A 20,152-nucleotide genomic window follows, 5' to 3' on the forward strand; every position below is an offset into this window, starting at 1 on the left:
TATTAGCCATGTTGTGGGTGTTTCTTTTTAAAAAAGTTATTTATTTTTTAGCGATTGCTTCACTTGTTGAACAGCATTTGCTGAAATTTGTAATTGCTTTAATTCTTCATCCGAAAGCGCAAGCTCTAAAATGCGTTCTATACCATTTTCACCTAATATTGTAGGAACACCTAAACAAATATCAGAAAAACCGTATTCCTCTTCTAAATATGCGATGGCAGGTAATAAACGTTGTTGATCTTTCAAAATTGCTTCCAACATACTATATACTGCCGAAGCTGGCGCATAATAAGCAGAACCTGTACCTAGTAATTCTACTATTTCAGCACCACCTTTTCGAGTGCGTTCAATAATTTGGCTAATCGTAGTTTCATCTAATAATTTAGTCAATGGTACACCATTAACATTTGTAGCATTTACTAATGGAAGCATGGTATCTCCATGACCACCTAGAACTAACCCTTTAACATCTTTAATAGAAATTCCTAAAGCTTCTGCTATAAATGTTTGATATCTTGCAGTATCTAATATACCTGACTGTCCAATAACACGTTTTTTAGAAAAACCTGATGCTTTCAAGACTGTATAAGTCATTGCGTCAACTGGATTAGTAAGCACTACTATTTTACATTCTGGAGAGTATTTAACAATTTCTTTTGTAACTTCTTCCATTACTTGTTCATTTATTTTAACCAAATCGTCTCTACTCATTCCAGGCCTACGTGGTACCCCTGCAGTAATTACAACAATATCTGAATTTTTTGTATCAGAATAATCTACTGAGCCTGAAACATTTACATCAAATCCATAAATAGGACTACTTTGTAATATATCGAGTGCTTTACCTTTAACCTGCCCTTCATTTTTAGGTTGATCGATCAGTACAACATCCGCTAATTCGTGTTTAGCGATAATAAAAGCTAAAGTAGACCCTGTATTACCAGCACCTATAATAGAAATCTTTTGTTTTGTCATAATGTCAGCCCCTTATAATGTTAGACAAATGAATTGTCTTAGTATGCTTGAATTACATTTCTCAATTTATTGAGTTAGTGGGACTTATGCATGAGCTTTAGCTCAGGTAATCCTTAATACCACTTCTCAATTTATTGAGCTAGTACGTTAACTATCATCACTTTCGCTTATGTTTTCGTTGGCGTTTCAACCACTTCCAAATAATAAAAACAGCTATAATAATAAGTACGATATAAATAATTTTAGAGTAAATATCCATATAGTGCACGATAACGTGCCAATTGCTACCAACTGTTTGTCCTAAATAAATTAAAACGATATTCCAAATCAATGTACCAATTGTTGTAAATAATAAAAACAAAGGCATATTCATACGTGTTAAACCGGCTGGGATTGAAATTAAGCTTCTTAAAAGCGGTACAAATCGGCAGAAAAATATCGTCCAATAACCGTATTGTTCAAACCATTGCAGTGTTTTATCTAAATCACTTCTTTTTACTCGTATAATTTTTCCATAACGATCTATAACTTTATATAAGTTTCGCTCTCCTATCCAAGCGCCAATGCCATAAAGGACAATCGCTCCAACAACAGATCCCACAGTTGATGTTAGTGTTACACCAATAAAATTCAAGTTAGAGTGTGTAGTCATAAAACCACCAAAGGTTAAGATGATTTCAGATGGTATAGGTGGAAAGATATTCTCAAAAAATATTAGAAAAGCAATTCCCCAATAACCATATTGTTCCATAAAGTGAGTGATCCATTGCTCCATGTATGTCCTCCTAATTATTTAAATCAAATCGTATTAATCATTATAGTAAGTTATTTGATTTAGCATACAAATACATCGTCATTCCAAATAGTGCTAATGATAATAAGGTTAAGATGATTGCTAATAACATAACGCGTTTATAATGTTTAATAAACGCAACAAACAATATCGCACCATTGTAAAAAAAGAACAGACCAAATAATGTCATCATTAAATTAATGTCAGGATATATTATGTTTAATAAAGCAATTACTATTGCAAAACCCAAAATAGGAAAATTAATAAAATTGCGTTGAAATCTAAACTGATTTCTAAGGTGTTGTTCACTTTGATTACTCATGTTCTACGCTCCTTCTAAATTAAAATCTAAGGAATATCATGACCTAAGGAAGCTGTATAAATATCAAACCATTCTTGGTCAGTTAACGTTATTGCCATACCTTGTAATGCTTCATCAATACGATTAATCTTTTGTGTGCCTAGCACTGGCATGATTGAAGCTGGATGTTTCTTTAACCAAGACATAATAATTGCAGTTGTCGTAACATTATACTTTTGTGCCAATGGGGATATAATCGCAGTAATTCTTGCTGTTTTTTCGTCTTCAAGATCAAACAGTTTTCCTCCAGCCAATGGACTCCATGACATTATTTTAACATCATCTTTGTACATATAGTTAATAGTTCCATCTTCAATTGCATCTAACGTATAAGGAGAAACTTCTAATTGATTTAAAGTAATATGTAATTTATCACAAACTAAACATTTACTTAATAAATCATACTGCGATTTGTTGAAATTTGATACTCCAAACGATTTGATTTTTCCTTCTTTAACTAAAGATTTAACAGCTTCTGTGATTTCATGTGGATCCATCAATGGTGATGGCCGATGAATCAGTAATGAATCTAGTTGTTCTACTTGTAATTGTTTGAGAGAACGTTCTACAGTTTCTGTGATATGTTTTTTACTATGATCATATCGATGTCCATCTGCTGTCGCTAAATGGTCAGATGGCAAAACGATGCCACATTTAGAAACAATTTCAAGATGTTCACGTAGATTAGGCGATAATTTAAGCGCTTCTCCAAAAATCCCTTCACAACTGTAATCACCATATATATCTGCGTGATCCATCGTAGTAATACCACGCTCGACCAGTTCATTAATATAGCGATTTAACTGTTGTGGAGTCCACTTCCAATCGTTTGCTCTCCAAAATCCTTGTATTACATTTGAAAAGGATACATGTTGGTTAATCTTCACTCTTTCCATAGTGAATCAACCCCCTTCTTCATTACATTAATTTAAATTAGGTAAATTGTAGCATATCTAATTGATTTCGTAGTTTATTTACATCTAATTGCTCACCAATAATAACAATCGTCAAGGACACTTCTTTATCAATCGTTTGATAATCTGGCAACCCAAAAGCATATTGAAATTCATAAATATCTTCGGGCACATCTTTAAATTTCACATATCCCTTTAATCTTAGAACATTATCCGGCAACCGTAAAATAAATTGATAAAATAATTGTCTATTAATGGGTCCAGAAAAACGATAATGTAGACGATTTATACCATGATGATGTACATGGGAATTCATTTTCATTTGATTGTCATTTGCAGCCGCACTAATTTGATTCATATCCATATCTGCATAGGTAGTAAAATATTTAGATGCTGTTGGATTAATTTTGCGAATTGCTTCATCAATATCATGTGCATGATTATCAATGAGATCCATTTTGTTCATGACTATGTCATGACACACAGATAATTGTTCTTCCATCAATTGAATTGTATGGTTGGTATATTGAAAACGATTTAGGAAACGAGGCCCATCCACCAATCCTATAACTGTAGGTTGGGCGACTTGTTCAATGATTTCAGGATCCTGACATGCCGCAATAATTTCAATTGGATGTGCTAAACCTGTCGCCTCAATTATTATATGGCGCATTGCACTTTTGCTTAGAAAATGTTTTAATTGTTTTATTAAATCTAGTTGCAAATCACAGCATACGCAACCATTTAATATTGACACAACCTCAATATCATTGCTAATAGCATAGCTATCTATATCTAAATTACCGTATTCGTTTACGATTACGCCTGGATATTCATTGCTTTTTTGTAAATATTTTACATATTTACTGAGGAAAGTTGTTTTACCACTTCCTAGAAATCCTGTAATAATCGTAATTTTAGTTTTTTGATGGTTAATATTTTTCATATACTCACTCATTTCATAAATAAAAATGTTTGCGTAAAACCTTAATTATTCTTATAATTAACCTTTCACTTGATAAAATGTTGACTTTCTTCTAAACTTTATACATACTTTATTTTAGCATGGCACAGTGTGAAAGTATGCTTGAGGAAGTGAAACACAACAATAGACGGATTCAAATCCGAAACAGAAAGAACAAAACGGATAGAATGTCTGGAGGAGAACTTTATGTCTGAACCACTTAATTTAAAGGATCAATTATGTTTCAGTTTGTATAATGCTCAAAGACAAGTAAATCGCTACTACTCTAATAATGTCTTTAAAAAATACAAATTAACATATCCACAGTTTTTAGTTTTAACAATCTTATGGGCTGATTCACCTGTTAACGTGAAAAAAGTCGTAACTGAATTAGCACTTGATACAGGTACTGTATCTCCATTACTAAAAAGAATGGAGCAAATTGATTTAATTAAACGTGAACGTTCTGAAGTAGATCAACGTGAAGTGTTTATCCACTTAACAGATAAAAGTGAAGCAATTCGACCTGAATTGGACACAGCATGCCAAGATGTGGCAGTTGCATCTTCACTTAGCGCAGAAGAAAACAAAGAACTAAATCGATTACTTTCAAAAGTAATTAATGCCTTTACTGAAGAAAAAGCAAAATAATGCTAAATTTCTAATGTTAAGGTTAAACTATATGAAATTGATGAATTAAATATATTAATTTAAAGCTAGAGTCTGGGACATCATTGAATTGTCCTAGACTCTAGTTTATTGTAAAGCCCCACTTCTCAATTTATTGAGTTAGTGGGGCTTATGCATGAGCTTTAGCTCAGGTAATCCTTAATACCACTTCTCAATTTATTGAGTTAGTCTGACTTGTGCACGAGCCACAGCTCAGGTAATCATTTTATATTCAATACTAATCATTCTTACGAGGGTGGGACGACGAAAACTGTTAATAAATTAGATTTCTACCCCACCCCTTTTTTAAATACTATTAATAAATCACCGAAGTAATGATACATTTCTGCACAAATACTTCAGTGATTCGTTCATTTGTTTGACCTTCAAATTAAATTTTTAACATTTTCCATTTACAAATCAAGTGCTTATATTGCTATCTTTTATTAAAAAGTCACTCTTGATTTAACATGACCATTTGATATAAATAGCCTTTGTTTGATAGTAACGATTGGTAATCTCCATATTCTATTATTTCACCGTCAACCATAACCACGATTTTATCAAATTTTGGTAGTAATCGTAAATCATGTGTTGCAACGATTAATGTTTGAGATTGTTTGTGAATTTCATCCATCACAAGATTCGTGTGATAAATATCTAGTGCTGTAGTAGGCTCATCAATCACCCAAATCGGAGCCTCTTTTAATAATAATCTTGCAATACCAACCCTTTGAATTTCACCACCAGATAGTGTATTACCTGAAAGTGTGATGTGTCTATCTAAATCAATGTGTGATAAACCTAGTGTATCAAAAACATCTTCGATTACTGCATCTTCTTGATCAGTGAATAAATTATCACGTACTGTACCATCAAATAACTGTTGTGACTGTAATAGAGCATTAATCGAACTGTATTTATCTGAATCTAAAATACTTGTAATATCTTGATTATTTAATAAAACAGTGCCTTCTTCACTTTGATAGAGACCTAACATTAATTGTAATAAGGTACTCTTACCTGAACCAGAAGGACCAATAATTGCAACATGTTCACCTTCATGCACACTCAGCTGTACTTCTTTTAAAGTGTACTTCGATTGATTCCAATATTTAAAATCAACATTTTGAACTTCTACTAACGATTGATGTACAGCATTATCCAATGATAATGGTTGATTGCCTTGTTGAATTGGGTGTGCAATAACTTCATTGATATTATTTAAAGCTTCATCCGTATCTGCTTTATAATAAGCCACATTACTCATAGGAATTGCTTGTTCAAATAATGTTAACATCATCAAAACAATACTTGTTAAGTAAACAACATCTAGCTGTTGATTTTGCACTTGTATAACACCCAAATATAATGTTGCAAATAAAGCAATCATTGAAACCAGATTTAAGCTATATTCATACAACGATAAGAAACGTTGCTCTTTTGCTTGTGCTTGTTCATACGCATTCAATTGATTTAAAACCCGATGCTGATAATATTCTGTTTGGTCAAATCGCGCAAGTTCTTGATATCCTTCTTTATAATCATAAAATTGATTTAAAAATTGGTCTTGTATACGATTAACATCCCTTTTTAATAATTGTGCCTTTTTCGCGCTTAACCAAGGAATTAAAACCAATGTTATCAGCATACTAATAAATATGATAATTGCATGAACAAATGAAAAATAAAAAGTCACAACCATTGCAATTATCGCCGTTAAGCCAATAACTACTGGTGGATAATAAACTCTTAAATAAATATTTTGTAGTGCTTCCACACTACCAACCATGCGACCAAGTAAATCACTGGATTTAAATTTTCTATATACGTCTGGTACGACAGGTATAATATTCTTAAAAAATTGTACTCTCACATTTCTCAACATAGTAAATGTTGCTTTGTGAGATAATAATCGTTCGATATATCTTGCAATAGCACGTATAAATCCAAACATTTTAACAGAAACAATTAAAACCATTAAAGCAAATAATGGTGCACCTAAAGCACTTTGCGTTACCATATAACCACTTAAGAAAAACATGCTTAATGCAGTTAAACTGCCTAAAATACCTACAATGATAGATAAAATTAAATCTTTATCTACCTTAAATTGAATATGTGGTCTCAACAAAAGTCACCACCTTTATACGCATTTTGCTTGATTACTTTTATGGACTCAACAGAACCTTCATTAATCTTTATACGTCTATCTGCATTTTTTATGGTGTTTTCTCTATGTGCGATGGTGATGATAGTCGTATTTTCAAACTTTTTGTTTATCACAGATTGAATAACATGTTCTGTTTGTACATCCAATCCCGTTGCAGGTTCATCAAATATCAATACATCAGGTTGCAATAATAACAATCGTGACAGTTCAATTCTTCGCATCTGTCCTCCAGAGAGCATTTCCCCACCTTCACCAATCCAAGTATCAATACCGTTTTCTAACGCATTGACCACATGTTTTAAGTTAACATCGTCAAGCGCTTCTAAAATTTTATCTTCGTCAATTTTTTGGAACATGGTCATATTATCTCTTATAGATGCGTTAAAAATATATGGATGCTGACTTAAAAAACCAATTTTCAATTGTTGTTTATAGATCACAGAGCCATATTGTGTTTTAAAATGTTGTGCTATAACTTGGGCTAAAGTAGACTTTCCAGCCCCACTTTTTCCAATTAATGCAATATGTTCTCCATCATAAATACTAAGATTGATATCTTCTAAAGCATGGTTCTGCGCGTCGTCATATTTATAATACACATGCTCAAGCTGTATCAATGGCTTTTGATAACTATTTGTTTGCACTTGTGATTTTACATATTGCTCTTGTCGGTCTAATAAATCGAAGACAACATCACTTGATCCTTCACTTTGCTTTCCAGTATGAAAAGATTGACCTAAATCTTTAATAGCATTATAAAATTCAGGGGCTAATATGATTGCTATAGCTGCCGTCTTAAAATCTATACTATCAAACAATATCAATCCTAGACCCGCTTCTAAAGCAACAAGGCCAATACCTAGCATACTAATAAACTCCAACATCAATCCCGATAAAAAGGCGCTTCTTAAAATGCGCATCGTTAAATTTCGAAATGTTGTACTTTCTTCATATAAAGATTGTTCTGTAGCCTCAGTTTTATTAAATAATTTGAGCGTAATCAACCCTTTTATTTTATTTAAAAACTGCTGACTAAATTGATTTAAATAGGTCATTTTATCTTTTGATTCATCACGTGTTTTCAATCCAAAAATGATATAAAACATTGGTATAAATGGTGCAGTAACAATCATAATTAAAGCAGTGTTTAAATGTATGAAACACATTGCAATTATGATAAATAGCGGTATCATCATAGACTTAAAAACCTGAGGAAAGTAACTATTAAAAAATGGCACTATGCCATCTATATTTTCAGTCAGTGTATTTATTTGGACACCAATGGGTTCTGACGATTTATTCAAAATCAATTGACGTCGTAAGTCATATTTAACGCGAGCAGACATACGATTACCTATCATTTGATTTATTGTGTTAAATGTTGCTCTTGCTAATAAAATAATTAATGTCACTAGTAGTAAAATTAACAAACCTTGGTGTGTATTGCGTAACATTGCATTTAAAATTTCTGCTATAGCAACGTTCTGAATGACTACAGTAAGTGCTAATGCTGTACTGATTACAAACATTAAAATCGGATAAATTTTATACTTCATCGCTAAACTTGTTAATCTTTTCACAAATATCACCTGGTTCATATTATATATGGATTGTATTAAAATGAAATGAATTGGCTCAAAAATTAATACATTTTTATTTACTTAATTCATATTTTTGCCATAATTATAATTAAGCGATTGAATTCTTAAATTTTAATCATAAACAACAAACTTTTTATCATTATAAACTTATTAAATTATAAATAAAGTTTCCTAAAAATAATTTCGACTTTATAATGGAAATTTATCATAATGTACTTTTCGCCCCATTAACTGAAGTAAGCATTTTTTCCTCAGTCTTTAGTCCAAAATCTTATTTATCTATGGCACTTTATAATTTTAATGTGCTATTATTATAAAATGAAAATGAATAAATTATAATCCATATTATGAAAGTAGGTTAATTATGATATTGCTTGAATTGATAAAAGGAATCATTCTAGGAATTGTCGAAGGATTAACTGAGTTTGCGCCTGTATCTTCTACTGGTCATATGATTCTGGTAGATGATATGTGGTTAAAATCAACTCAATTTTTAGGCTCTGAATCTGCATTCACCTTTAAAATTGTGATTCAGCTCGGTTCTGTGTTCGCAGGAGCCTGGGTATTCCGTGAACGTTATTTTGAAATGTTACATATAGGTAAATATAGGTCTGAGCCCATAGATGGCATCGGCCAAAAACCAAAACGCTTAAATTTACTCCATATCATTGTGGGTATGATTCCAGCTGGTATCCTTGGTTTAATGTTTGATGATGTTATTGAAAAATATTTATTTAGCGTCCCAACAGTCATGATTGGATTATTTGTCGGTGCAATATATATGATTATTGCAGATATATACAGTAAAAAAGTTACGAATCCACAAACAGTAGATCAAATTAATTATTTCCAAGCTTTTATAATTGGTTTATCTCAAGCCATCGCTATGTGGCCTGGTTTCAGTAGATCTGGTTCTACAATCTCAACAGGTGTACTCATGAAAATGAACCATAAATCTGCTTCTGATTTCACATTTATTATGGCAGTTCCTGTGATGTTAGCAGCAAGTGGTTTATCACTAGTGAAAAACTTTGAATATATTCAATTAAATCACATTGGTTTTTACTTCCTAGGGTTTATCACAGCATTTATCGTTGGTTTAATTGCCATTAAAACATTCTTATTCTTAATTAGTAAAATAAAATTGATTCCATTTGCCATTTATAGAATTGTGTTAGTTATTATAATCGCAATCCTTTACTTCGGCTTTGGTATAGGCCAGGGAATCAGTGGACAGTAAAATGGTTAGAGGCTGAGACAAATAATTTGTCCAGCCTCTTCTTAAATTTCATTTCTAAAATTACAGCAATAAATCCATGAAAGTACGTGTATTTACCGTTTATTATGATGTATTATGGGGTAATAAGTAGATAGTATAAAATTATTGGAGGCAACGAGTATGGACAAAAAGCAATTAATTAAAACAATCATCACAGTAGCGCCTGTGTTTTTAGTACCGTTAATCGTTGAACGTAAACGTATTAAAGATCATCCAGATGTTAAAAAAGCCAGTGATGCAACTGCTAAAGCTTCAAAAACCGTAGCAAACAAATCTGTTCAAATTAAAGATACAGTAGTAGATAAATCTTCAAACGCAAAAGATTATGTTATTGATAAAAAACATAATATGGATCAAAAACGTGAACTAAAACGTATTGCTAAAGAGCATAATCCTGCTTATATTGAGAAAAAAGGCGAAAAACTTGAAAAAGAAAATCGTAAAGAAGCAGACAAAATGAATAAGAAATTACAGAAAAATATAGACAAACGTCATAATGAAGAAGATAAGAAACGTCAAGAAAATGAAAAACAACGTATTCAGTCTATGAAAAAATCTAATAAACACATGGAAAAAGTTGGCATGACTCCAGGAAAATTAGACAAAGAAACAGAACAAAAAGGCGAAAAACTTGAAAAAGAAAATCGCAAAGAAATAAATAAATTCAATAAGAAATTACAAAAAAATATTGATAAACGTCATAAAGAAGAAGATAAAGCTCGCGATAAAAATAAAAAAGATCGTTTAGCAGAATTTAAAAAGTACAAAAATTACGTTGCTAAAAGCATTGTTAAACAAAACAATGAAGAAAAAGGTAAATAATTATTATGACTCAAGTCATCATTGATGGAGATGCTTGTCCTGTTACCAATTCTGTTGTTGAATTGACACAAGGGACAAGCATCTTTGTTACCGTCGTTCGAAGCTTTAGTCATTTTTCTTCAAAAGTACAACCTGATCACGTTAATATCATTTATGTTGATGATGGACCAGATGCTGTCGATTATAAAAACGTTAAAATCACTCAATCAGAAGATATTGTAATAACACAAGATTATGGACTTGCGAGTTTATTATTAAATAAAGCTAAAGTTGTTATGCATCATAAAGGGTTTGTGTTTAATCAAAATAATATCAACACCTTGTTAGAACAACGACATGCTAGTGCACAATTCCGAAAAAGTGGCGGGCGTACTAAAGGTCCTTCTGCTTTTACAGCAGATGATATTGCGATATTTGAACAAAATTTTTTGTCTATAATTAATGATTTGTCATTATTTACGGAGGAATAGAGTATGAAAAAAATTGCTGTTTATTGTGGTGCAAGTAAAGGTAAAGACGCATCATACATGAAAGAAGCTTATCAGTTAGGCACTTATATGGCTAAACATAATTATGAACTGGTATTTGGTGCTGGTTCTGTCGGTATTATGGGAGCCATTCAAGATGGTGTATTAGATCATGGCGGTAGTGCCATTGGCGTTATGCCCAATATGTTAAACGAACGAGAAATTACTAGTACTAGACTAAGTGAACTCATATTAGTTGATTCTATGCATGAAAGAAAAAACAAAATGGCAGAATTAGCAGATGCTTTTGTTATGGCCCCAGGAGGCGCTGGCTCTTTAGAAGAATTTTTTGAAATGTATAGTTGGTCGCAAATTGGTATTCATGAAAAGCCAATCGCTATCTATAATATCAACCGTTTTTTCGAGCCTTTACAAACATTGATTGATCATATGATTCATGAAGGATTTATCGATAAAAAATATCAATCACTTGCACCGCTATGTAACAACCCTGAAGAGCTGTTCGAAACGATTCATAACTATAAGCCTTTAGGTGTTAGAAGTTATGATTAACTATAAAAGCAGAGATATGTATGCATTACGATGCAACTATCTCTGCTTTTCTTATGTTTAAAATAGTATTACTAATAATTGTTTTAATATGATACATGCAACTATCACAATAATCATTGCTGAAAATTTATTTAATATTAAGATATATTTTCCAGTTTTATCAATATTACCTACGACTTTGCCTGCAATAGCCAAAAATATAAACCAAACCCAAGAAACAATGATTGTAGTTAGGGTAAAAAACATTTTATCTGTACTTTCATATATTGCTGCGTTCGTACCTATAACACCAATGGTATCTATAATTGCATGAGGATTCAGTAATGAAACAGACAAAGCAAAACCAATTTGCTTTCGCGCAGACATTGATTGATAACGATCAAGCGCTTGAGGTTTCTCTTTCCATAATGACCAAGCCATATAAATAAGAAAAATAAAACCAATACAATAAATTACAATTTGTAACATTGGTAGCGACAGTAATATAACTGACACACCTAATACAGCTAATACAATTAATAATGTATCACATAGCCCTGCTGCTATGATCACTGGAATTGTCTTAATGAATTGTTTTTGATTTGCTCCTTGGTTAAATACAAATACATTTTGTGCGCCTAAAGGTAAAATTAAACCTAAAGCTAAAAACAAACCATGAATCATTGGTTGAAACATATTATCTCCTCTTTCTGAATAACAAAATCATCATTAAACCATACCAGTCCCCTCTTCTCTCGAACTTAACTAGCAGGTATATATAGCTATTCACAATCAATTACTACTAACCAACATTTCGCTTTAATCCACACATTATACTGATGTTTTCAACTGAATGAATTAATCTTCTACAAAATAATACGCACTAAATATTCAAATTTAAACTACGGAACGTGTTTCTGTATATAATCATGATACAATAAATTCAATTGATTTTTACCAACCAGTTATAAATTAAAAAGCCAACCAATCATTTAAAGGAGATTTAGCATGTTCACGCCAAAATACAAAGAAATTATTGATGATATACTTTTAAAAATTAAAAATGGTGATTTAGAAGCAGGTATGAAATTACCTTCTCAGAGGAATTTGGCTACTCAATATCGTGTCGATCGTTCAACTATTATTCAGTCTTTAGAAATACTACAAAGTTATGGAGTTTTAGAAAGCAAAGCACGTAAAGGGTTATACGTTTCAAAAAGCAATTGGAACACATATATCAATCATAAAATGAATTGGCATGACTATATTAAAAATAGCGCTTCAAAGAATAACCAATACTTTATACAACGAATTAACCAATTAGAATTCGATGCACACATAATACGTTTAAGTACTGGTGAACTTAGTCCACAGTTAATCCCAAACAAGCAATTTCGAGATATTTTTTCAAAACAAACGACAACTGCTCTAAAAACGAATTATGAACATCCCTTAGGTAATTTGAATTTAAGAAAAGCGATTGTAAATCATGTTAAAAAATTGGGGATTACATGTAATGAAGAAAACATTTGTGTCACTTCAGGTGCATTGCAGGGATTAAAACTAATCGCTGACGGTTTACTCATACCAAATTCAAAGATTATTATAGAAACACCCTCATATATAAATTCTGTACATACATGGCATAATATTCGAGCAGACCTTAACTTTTTACCGATTTCTAAAATAAAGCAACAAATTAATACTATTTTCAATGCAAAAACGTTATATAAAAACAGTATCTTTTATTGTATACCGACTTTACATAATCCCACGCAACATTCATATAACCAAACAGAAAAATATAAATTAATTCAACAATGTCAACAAGCAGGTATCCCTATTGTTGAAGATGATGTATACGGTGACTTGTGGTTCGAAGGACTTCGCCCTCGACCTTTAAAATCATTAGAAGAGAACGACAATATTTTATATATGAGTAGTTTATCCAAAACAGTGAGCCCTGGTTTAAGAGTAGGATGGATTATAGGTAAACCGTCCGTTGTTATGCATTTAGCTGATTTAAAAATGCAAAATGACTATGGTGCCAGTTCACTATCACAATTTATCGCAACTGAGTGGTTAAATAACCCCATATACCATGAACAACATTTAAAATATTTAAAACAAGCGCTTTTAGAGAGACGTAATAAATTTTTAAAATCTTTAAATCAACATTTTCAAGAATTAGGCACGTGGTCAATACCTGAAGGTTCTTATTATATTTGGTTCAAATTGAATGTACCAGTAAACATGAAGACACTATTCGATTTAGCGATTCAAAATCAAATTCTAATTCATCCCGGTGAAATTTATGATAAAGACGCTCAATATCACATAAGATTTTCATATTCTTATATAAATATTGAAGATATTGATGTTGCATTACAAAAATTGAGTCACCTCATTAAAAATCAAATACAAAGCAAAATATATTTAAAACATAGTTATTCGTTGTGATTTTGTATCGTGCTGACGCCGGGGGAAATGATATGAGTGAGAGACTACAGGCTCGAGCCATATCGGCAAGCATGCACGGTTAAAATCATAATAAAAAAAGACTAATCCATCATTTGATTAATTAAAATTTAACTTTCTATTAGTTGTATATGATAAAGCATGTTTTCTAATGTTATAAAATAGTTACTTCTTTATATAATACGAAGTGTTTTGTGTATTAAAAAACATTGCTTATAGAGATTTTATACCGTGCTGACGCCCGGGGAAATGATATGAGTGAGAGACTACAGGCTCGAGCCATATCCCCAGGCAAGCATGCACGGTTAAAATCATAATAAAAAAAGACTAATCCATTTCATGAACTGCACCCTGTCAAGTAGACAGTGAAAAAAACAAAATGTTTATGGCTACCTTATATTTACGATATAAGGGTAGCCATTTTTAATGTTATTCTTTCTTGATTAAAAAATTCTATATATGAATTAATTGCTTTTATTGCTGTAGCCTTGTCTTTAAAAATCACTTTTTTTCTTCCTCTAAACAATTCACTTTTAATAGTTCCCCATACACCTTCCATAGGTCCATTATCTATGCAACATCCTGGTCGTGACATACTTTGTTTTATACCAAGTTGCTCTAACGTAACTTTAAATAATCTGCTTGTATATTGATATCCTCTGTCGCTATGTAAGAGTATACCTTCGGTATTCGGCACAAGTTTGACTGCTTTTTTGAGCGTATCTAATACAAATTTATTGTTATTTGAGGTACTTAATTTATGACTGATAATCTGTTTGCTGCCTAAGTCATAAATAGCACTTAAGTAAAGTTTTTTACCATTGCTTAGTTTGAATTCTGTAACGTCAGTTAACCATTTTTTATTTGGGATTTGTTCTTCAAATTTTCTATTTAATATATTATGTGCTGTAATTTCAGGTGTTGTTTTAATATATCGTTTTCTTTTAGGGCGGATAGTAGATTTTAGATTCAGTTGATTCATCAATCTATAGACACGTTTATGATTTACTTTTTGATGTAGTTTAAGTCTTAAATATATGTATATACGACGATATCCATATATGCCTTTGTATTTATTGTAGATATCAACGATATCTTTGATCAATTTTTGGTTTTCAATTTCTTTATTTGATGGTTTGCGATGTAACCATTTATAGTAACTTGAACGTGATATCTTTAATACTGAACATAACCAAGCTATCGGATAAAGGTTTTTAAATGCTTTTACCGTTTGGTATGATGCTTTTTGTCTGATGCCTGTTTCATCAACTTCCTTTCTATTTCTTCTTCCTTTTTTAAAACGTCATTTTCCATTTGAAGAAATTTATTTTTCTCTTTAAGTATCTTAATTTCAGCTTTTAATGCCTCTTCAGGTGTTAATACAGACTGGGGTTTCCCTTTTCCACGTCCATCTTTAAGCCCATCATATCCATGCAAGTTGTACTTTTTTACCCAGTTATATACTTGGCTATAATTGATGTTAAAATGATTTGCTGTTGTCTTATACGATTGGCCATGATTCATATAATAATCAACGATTTCTACACGATCTTCAAATGTTAATGATTTATATTTCAATTGATACACCTCGGGTTTTGGAGAATATGTTTTTAATATTTTACCCGACAAATACTTTGAAATCCATTTGTTTACAGTTGAAGTAGTGGGGATATTATATTTAACTACTAAATCAGTTAAAGATAGGCCATCATTTATATATTCGTGCACAACTTTAAGCTTAAATTCATTTGAGTAGGTATTATTTCTCTGAATTGGTAAAAGCACCTTTATTCCATGCTTCTTAAATTTATAATAGTTAATCAATAATGTTCTAGGAGAACAATTTAAATTTAATTTTTGAATTACATTTTTCATACTATATCCTTCTTCATATAAGCTGAAAGCTTTTTGATAAGTTTCAGGTGATAATTTTCTATGAGTCATAAAAAAGCTCCCTTCAAAGTTTACATTTTTAAGTGTCTACTTTGAAGGGAGCATATCATCATATGGATTAGTCTTTTTTATGAGATTGAGCTTTATGCCCCACTACTTTATTTAAACTTCTATTTTGCTTGTTTTGTTAGATCTTTATAATACCTAACATGTCTTTTAAGTGGATGATATTTGCTTAATTCTGGGTATTCAAAGAAATCATATAATTCCATACCTATTTTTTCCATAACCTTACGTGAAGGCGCATTATTTTCTGAAGTAAATGCGTATACGTCATTAATACCATGCTGTTTTGCATATTGGAGTACCGCTTCTGCACCTTCAGTTGCGAAACCATTCCCCCATACTTCCGGGATTAAACGCCAGCCAATTTCATAGAATGGTAACTCATCAAACGTATATTTGCTGTCTTTAGGTACATAGTTCAATCCAATAAAACCAAGCCATCCATTTGTTTCTTTTAATTCAACAGCAAAAAGTCCTATACCATGATTTATAATAATGTCATTCATCTTTTTCATATCATGTTCTGAACGTCGATAACTTAATAAACTCGGGAAATATCTACGGACTTGATGATTCGCATTCATCTGTTGAAATGGAAGTAAATCTTCTGCTTGCCAGTCCCGTAACCTTAAACGCTCAGTTTCTATATAAACTGTCATACTGTTACACCTCTAAACTGGAAATTAAATTTCTATAGAAAATAACGCGTTATGATTATTCTCATACCGCGCTATCACATGGATTAAGCTTTGCTTATGCTTTTGAAATATAACTAATCAATTCAACATTTACAGCCACTTCTTTTAACCGACCACGTTCACTTTTTGGTGCGGTAAATGTTGCATCTATAAAATCATTTTTATGATTTAATTTGTAAGTAGCTACAAATGTATCAGTATCAGATTCAAAGTTTGGTAAATGTGCAATAACACGTTTAATTTCACCCGTTGAATCTTTGATTTCTCTACCAGTTATACTTTCAATTTCTCTACCTAATTCTGGAAGCGTAATTGAACGCCCTTCTAGTAATACAAAATCTTTTTCATGCATCGTTATTCCCTCTTTCTCCTAATGAAAAATGATTGTTTAAAAACTGCGTATAATAAATGATTCATTATAAAGTCACACTTGATATAAAGTTATTGCTAGACAACTGACTTATAATTTCAAATCTATTTTTTAAAACTTTTTATGTTCATTACGTTAATGATACCCATTATAACAACTTGTAAAACGATAGTACAATAATTTCCTGGGAAATATTGCATAAAATCATTTTGTAAAGAAATACGTTTAGAAGCCTATGTTTCAGTGTTAACATCTTTTTCTAAATTCTTTGACTTATCTTGGAGTTTATCTTTTTGTTTTTCTAAATCTTCTTTTTGCTTTTTCAAATCTTTATTTTGCTTTTCTAATTTATCAATATCTTTCTCTAACGTTGCTTTTTCATCATTTTTTCCACAGGCTGTAAGTAACACAGTGGACGCAAGTATGAGTGCTAAACATTTTTTCATGTAAGAACTCCTTTTGTTAATTTCATAATAATAATATAATTTTATCATTATTTTTAAATATCTTCATTATTTATTATTAATCTTTTATTCATAGTCACTGAACTTATATGATATCCAAGTTTAAAATTCAAATCTTTCATTGCGTTATTGTGGTTGACTACTGTGCTTTCGATTTCTAAAGCGCCTTTAGCATGCGCCCATATTTCCACTTCTTTTTTTAATACTTTCGCTATACCTTGATTGCGATAATCCTCGGAAACATACAACATTTCAATAATGACTTTTTGGTATTGTTTTAAATACCTTGCCCAGATAAAAGCAATCATTCGTCGTTGTTGTATTTCGATAATCACAACATCTGTGTTGGCCATTAATCCATTTTCAATCATTTCTTTACGCAATGCAACAGAGATAGTAGTGTTTTGATATTGCTCATATTGTTCATTAAGTTGTTGTTCGTGAATTTCTGCAATTTCATTTAAATATTGTTGTTGTGTTTGTTTTAAATATTCCATTATTACTCCTTTGAAAGTGTTATTGATTTATAATACTATATTAGTCATAATTAGCATTATAAATATATTTTATATGTAAGAAGGAATGCCAAATGCCAATGAAATCTACCGATAAATTAATGCGTGAAAACAATGTAAAAGCATTACGTTTAAATAATACAGATCGAGATACTTTCGAAAATTATATGACTTACGTTAGAGCTGATTTGAGTGTCAATCCGCATGATTCTGAAAAAATGTTAAATCGTGTTTTAAATCAGTTGTTAGAAGCAGAAAAAGATGGTGCATTAGCAATGGAATTCTTTGATCATGATCCTAAAGCTCACGCCAAAAGAGAACTTAGACGTTTACCAAATGAAACAATAAGAAATATTTTCAAGTATATTATGCGTCATATTATGCTGTTTGTGGGTATTTTTTGTTTTCTCAAAGGATTTGCAGGATTTTTTATTGGTGCAAAACGACTATATCTATATACTTTTCCACTCACATTAATCGTAGGTATTGCTATCATTTTTTTCTTTATTTGGATGTTATTTAAAACAGTCCAAATACGCTGTTTTAGTACATCACATTTATCTTGGCTTTTAACATATCTCGTTTTACTTTTATCCGTATGCGGGATATTTTATGTTTTTTTCATTCCACAGACACTTTTAACTGTCGGACCATATATATTAATTAGCAACTGGACTTTTATTATTATTTCTTTCATCTTCATTCCAACAGCATTATATATTGATCATCACTTTACTAATAAAAATACAAACGCTTCTTTATAAAGATAATTAAAAAACACGTTAGCACATGCTTCTAAAATTCAAGAAGTGGCTGACGTGTTTTTAGTTTATGGTTCACTTATGTTGTTATACTTTCTTTCTTTTCTACTGCAATATTGATAAATAAGAATATAAGGCCAATTAATGTTAATATTGGCGCAATTAAACTTAATGATGCAACTGGTAGATTTGTTACCACGACACCTCCGATAAACGCACCCAAAGCATTACCTAAATTAAATGCTGATTGGTTAAGCGTACTCGCAAGTGTTGGTGCATCTTGTGAAATTAAAGTACTTTTATATTGTAGTGACGGACTCATACTGAAACCGATCAGACCGAAAAAGAAAATACCTGCTACCATTAATAGTCCATTCATTTGTACAAAATATAATAAGATGAAATATAAAATAAATACACTAAATATCATTTTTAATGCTTTATTTAAATTCCAATCTGCAAGTTTTCCGCCTACAACATTACCTAATGTGACACCAATACCAAATATAATCAATAAATATGAAATTAAATTTTCTTGTACATGTGACACATCAATAAGTACTGTTGATATATAAGTAAAGTAAGCAAACACACTGCTAAATCCAAATAATGTAACAGCTAATGTTAACCATAAGCGTTTTTCTTTTAAGATTTTCAGTTCATTTAATACAGATGATTTAACTGTTTCTTTTTTCATTGGTACAAATATAATAATACCTATTAATGCTAATGCTCCGATAATTGATATAATAATAAATGTCATTGGCCAACCAAAGTTTTGGCCGATTAACGTTCCAAATGGCACACCTAATAAATTACTCATGCTTAAACCCATAAACATTAATGCCATTGCACTAGCACGCTTTTCTGGTTTAACCATACTTGCTGCTAATATTGAACCTATACCAAAAAATGAACCATGCGCTAATGAAGTAATAATTCGACTCGTCATCATGAATCCATAATTAGGACTGAATGATGCTGCAAAGTTTCCTATAATAAATATCGCCATTAATGCCAACAATAAATATTTTCTATTCCATTTAATTGTCAACATTACAATGATAGGACCACCGATAGCAACACCTAAAGCGTAACCTGTAATCAGTTGACCAGCTTGACTCACACTAACATCAAAATCTCTAGCGATGTTGGGTAATAATCCCATAATTACAAACTCTGTCATTCCTATTGCAAACGCACCGATTGCGAGCATCCATATAGCAATTGGATATTTCATTTAAGACTCCCTTCCTATTCCCGCTTTTTAACACATGTGAGTGATTATACTAAAGTAGTCATAACGAAAACAAGAAGATTGCTTATATTCCAATTCA

The 20,152-nt window shown here is 31.3% G+C and carries 21 protein-coding genes; 7 read left to right on the top strand and 14 right to left on the bottom strand.

The genetic code is table 11. From position 1 onward, the window contains the following. Window positions 1-36 precede the first annotated feature (36 nt). The 5 genes from mdh to NST87_RS10530 all read right to left on the bottom strand — a co-directional run bounded on the left by mdh (window position 37) and on the right by NST87_RS10530 (window position 3,989). On the bottom strand, window positions 37-975 hold the full coding sequence (mdh, locus tag NST87_RS10510) for a malate dehydrogenase (protein WP_019468241.1): 939 nt from the start codon (window positions 973-975) through the stop codon (window positions 37-39). Between the two features lie 157 nt (window positions 976-1,132). Further along, window positions 1,133-1,750, bottom strand: coding sequence for a DedA family protein (locus NST87_RS10515; RefSeq protein WP_019468240.1), 618 nt, complete (start codon window positions 1,748-1,750; stop codon window positions 1,133-1,135). Window positions 1,751-1,790: 40 nt separating this feature from the next. After that, a complete protein-coding gene (locus tag NST87_RS10520; RefSeq protein ID WP_019468239.1) occupies window positions 1,791-2,090 on the bottom strand; it encodes a hypothetical protein in 300 nt (99 codons plus the stop codon). A 26-nt stretch (window positions 2,091-2,116) separates the two neighbouring features. Next, window positions 2,117-3,025 carry an aldo/keto reductase gene (locus NST87_RS10525; protein ID WP_040030244.1) on the bottom strand — a complete coding sequence of 303 codons (909 nt, stop codon included), beginning with the start codon at window positions 3,023-3,025 and terminating at the stop codon, window positions 2,117-2,119. Window positions 3,026-3,062: 37 nt separating this feature from the next. Continuing rightward, entirely contained in the window at window positions 3,063-3,989 is a 927-nt protein-coding gene (locus tag NST87_RS10530) for a CobW family GTP-binding protein (protein WP_019468238.1), read from the bottom strand. A 225-nt stretch (window positions 3,990-4,214) separates the two neighbouring features. On the opposite strand from NST87_RS10530, the gene NST87_RS10535 reads away from it, so the two are divergent. Beyond that, window positions 4,215-4,658: a MarR family winged helix-turn-helix transcriptional regulator gene (locus tag NST87_RS10535; RefSeq protein ID WP_019468237.1), complete on the top strand. Its 444-nt coding sequence runs from the start codon at window positions 4,215-4,217 to the stop codon at window positions 4,656-4,658. Window positions 4,659-5,130: 472 nt separating this feature from the next. Here the strand turns inward: NST87_RS10535 and cydC are convergent, their stop codons facing one another. Together cydC and NST87_RS10545 are read right to left on the bottom strand one after the other, a co-directional pair. Beyond that, window positions 5,131-6,807, bottom strand: a complete 1,677-nt coding sequence (gene cydC, locus NST87_RS10540) for a thiol reductant ABC exporter subunit CydC (RefSeq protein WP_019468236.1) — start codon at window positions 6,805-6,807, stop codon at window positions 5,131-5,133. Continuing rightward, on the bottom strand, window positions 6,804-8,429 hold the full coding sequence (locus NST87_RS10545) for an ABC transporter ATP-binding protein/permease (protein ID WP_019468235.1): 1,626 nt from the start codon (window positions 8,427-8,429) through the stop codon (window positions 6,804-6,806). The genes cydC and NST87_RS10545 overlap by 4 nt, the downstream gene beginning before the upstream one ends. Before the next feature lie 385 nt (window positions 8,430-8,814). On the opposite strand from NST87_RS10545, the gene NST87_RS10550 reads away from it, so the two are divergent. The 4 genes from NST87_RS10550 (at window position 8,815) to NST87_RS10565 (ending at window position 11,591) form a co-directional block, all read left to right on the top strand. Next, complete coding sequence (locus NST87_RS10550) at window positions 8,815-9,690, top strand: undecaprenyl-diphosphate phosphatase (RefSeq protein WP_040030247.1); 876 nt, start codon at window positions 8,815-8,817, stop codon at window positions 9,688-9,690. Between the two features lie 159 nt (window positions 9,691-9,849). Continuing rightward, complete coding sequence (locus tag NST87_RS10555) at window positions 9,850-10,551, top strand: hypothetical protein (protein ID WP_040030248.1); 702 nt, start codon at window positions 9,850-9,852, stop codon at window positions 10,549-10,551. 5 nt (window positions 10,552-10,556) lie between these two features. After that, window positions 10,557-11,021, top strand: a complete 465-nt coding sequence (locus NST87_RS10560) for a YaiI/YqxD family protein (RefSeq protein ID WP_340721689.1) — start codon at window positions 10,557-10,559, stop codon at window positions 11,019-11,021. A gap of 3 nt (window positions 11,022-11,024) precedes the next feature. Further along, window positions 11,025-11,591, top strand: coding sequence for an LOG family protein (locus NST87_RS10565; RefSeq protein ID WP_019468231.1), 567 nt, complete (start codon window positions 11,025-11,027; stop codon window positions 11,589-11,591). Between the two features lie 57 nt (window positions 11,592-11,648). Here the strand turns inward: NST87_RS10565 and NST87_RS10570 are convergent, their stop codons facing one another. After that, a complete protein-coding gene (locus NST87_RS10570; RefSeq protein WP_019468230.1) occupies window positions 11,649-12,266 on the bottom strand; it encodes a LysE/ArgO family amino acid transporter in 618 nt (205 codons plus the stop codon). A gap of 312 nt (window positions 12,267-12,578) precedes the next feature. Here NST87_RS10570 and NST87_RS10575 point away from each other — a divergent pair, with 312 nt between their 5' ends. After that, window positions 12,579-14,030 (top strand): aminotransferase-like domain-containing protein, encoded by a 1,452-nt coding sequence (locus NST87_RS10575; protein ID WP_340721690.1) that lies wholly within the window; start codon window positions 12,579-12,581, stop codon window positions 14,028-14,030. A 418-nt stretch (window positions 14,031-14,448) separates the two neighbouring features. Here NST87_RS10575 and NST87_RS13840 read toward each other — a convergent pair. From NST87_RS13840 to NST87_RS10605, 5 genes are all read right to left on the bottom strand, one after another. After that, window positions 14,449-15,992 (bottom strand): IS3 family transposase gene (locus NST87_RS13840; protein WP_437129139.1). Its coding sequence is split into 2 segments (ribosomal slippage): window positions 14,449-15,315 and window positions 15,318-15,992, totalling 1,542 coding nucleotides; the frame shifts between segments, so codons are not numbered across the junction. A gap of 119 nt (window positions 15,993-16,111) precedes the next feature. After that, entirely contained in the window at window positions 16,112-16,666 is a 555-nt protein-coding gene (locus NST87_RS10590) for a GNAT family N-acetyltransferase (protein ID WP_019468188.1), read from the bottom strand. A gap of 94 nt (window positions 16,667-16,760) precedes the next feature. Further along, on the bottom strand, window positions 16,761-17,057 hold the full coding sequence (locus NST87_RS10595; protein WP_019468187.1) for a hypothetical protein: 297 nt from the start codon (window positions 17,055-17,057) through the stop codon (window positions 16,761-16,763). 251 nt (window positions 17,058-17,308) lie between these two features. Beyond that, entirely contained in the window at window positions 17,309-17,521 is a 213-nt protein-coding gene (locus NST87_RS10600) for an SA0632 family lipoprotein (protein WP_019468186.1), read from the bottom strand. Window positions 17,522-17,574: 53 nt separating this feature from the next. Further along, a complete protein-coding gene (locus NST87_RS10605) occupies window positions 17,575-18,036 on the bottom strand; it encodes a GNAT family N-acetyltransferase (RefSeq protein ID WP_019468185.1) in 462 nt (153 codons plus the stop codon). Between the two features lie 98 nt (window positions 18,037-18,134). On the opposite strand from NST87_RS10605, the gene NST87_RS10610 reads away from it, so the two are divergent. After that, window positions 18,135-18,818, top strand: a complete 684-nt coding sequence (locus NST87_RS10610) for a DUF1129 family protein (RefSeq protein ID WP_026034754.1) — start codon at window positions 18,135-18,137, stop codon at window positions 18,816-18,818. A 76-nt stretch (window positions 18,819-18,894) separates the two neighbouring features. On the opposite strand, the gene NST87_RS10615 is transcribed toward NST87_RS10610, so the two are convergent. Then, the gene (locus NST87_RS10615) at window positions 18,895-20,055 is read right to left on the bottom strand and encodes an MFS transporter (RefSeq protein ID WP_340721691.1); all 1,161 of its coding nucleotides are present in this window, start codon (window positions 20,053-20,055) and stop codon (window positions 18,895-18,897) included. Between the last annotated feature and the right edge of the window lie 97 nt (window positions 20,056-20,152).

This window comes from Staphylococcus sp. FSL W8-0271 (genome assembly GCF_038006605.1).
GTDB lineage: Bacteria > Bacillota > Bacilli > Staphylococcales > Staphylococcaceae > Staphylococcus > Staphylococcus cohnii.

Coding starts and splice junctions, on each gene's coding strand:
- NST87_RS10610 (WP_026034754.1), top strand. CDS start 18,135: ATGAAATCTACCGATAAATTAATGCGTGAAAACAATGTAAAAGCATTA.
- NST87_RS10565 (WP_019468231.1), top strand. CDS start 11,025: ATGAAAAAAATTGCTGTTTATTGTGGTGCAAGTAAAGGTAAAGACGCA.
- NST87_RS10605 (WP_019468185.1), bottom strand. CDS start 18,036: ATGGAATATTTAAAACAAACACAACAACAATATTTAAATGAAATTGCA.
- NST87_RS10615 (WP_340721691.1), bottom strand. CDS start 20,055: ATGAAATATCCAATTGCTATATGGATGCTCGCAATCGGTGCGTTTGCA.
- mdh (WP_019468241.1), bottom strand. CDS start 975: ATGACAAAACAAAAGATTTCTATTATAGGTGCTGGTAATACAGGGTCT.
- NST87_RS10535 (WP_019468237.1), top strand. CDS start 4,215: ATGTCTGAACCACTTAATTTAAAGGATCAATTATGTTTCAGTTTGTAT.
- NST87_RS10570 (WP_019468230.1), bottom strand. CDS start 12,266: ATGTTTCAACCAATGATTCATGGTTTGTTTTTAGCTTTAGGTTTAATT.
- NST87_RS10575 (WP_340721690.1), top strand. CDS start 12,579: ATGTTCACGCCAAAATACAAAGAAATTATTGATGATATACTTTTAAAA.
- NST87_RS10525 (WP_040030244.1), bottom strand. CDS start 3,025: ATGGAAAGAGTGAAGATTAACCAACATGTATCCTTTTCAAATGTAATA.
- NST87_RS10520 (WP_019468239.1), bottom strand. CDS start 2,090: ATGAGTAATCAAAGTGAACAACACCTTAGAAATCAGTTTAGATTTCAA.
- NST87_RS10550 (WP_040030247.1), top strand. CDS start 8,815: ATGATATTGCTTGAATTGATAAAAGGAATCATTCTAGGAATTGTCGAA.
- NST87_RS10515 (WP_019468240.1), bottom strand. CDS start 1,750: ATGGAGCAATGGATCACTCACTTTATGGAACAATATGGTTATTGGGGA.
- NST87_RS10530 (WP_019468238.1), bottom strand. CDS start 3,989: ATGAAAAATATTAACCATCAAAAAACTAAAATTACGATTATTACAGGA.
- NST87_RS10590 (WP_019468188.1), bottom strand. CDS start 16,666: ATGACAGTTTATATAGAAACTGAGCGTTTAAGGTTACGGGACTGGCAA.
- NST87_RS10560 (WP_340721689.1), top strand. CDS start 10,557: ATGACTCAAGTCATCATTGATGGAGATGCTTGTCCTGTTACCAATTCT.
- NST87_RS10595 (WP_019468187.1), bottom strand. CDS start 17,057: ATGCATGAAAAAGATTTTGTATTACTAGAAGGGCGTTCAATTACGCTT.
- NST87_RS10600 (WP_019468186.1), bottom strand. CDS start 17,521: ATGAAAAAATGTTTAGCACTCATACTTGCGTCCACTGTGTTACTTACA.
- NST87_RS10555 (WP_040030248.1), top strand. CDS start 9,850: ATGGACAAAAAGCAATTAATTAAAACAATCATCACAGTAGCGCCTGTG.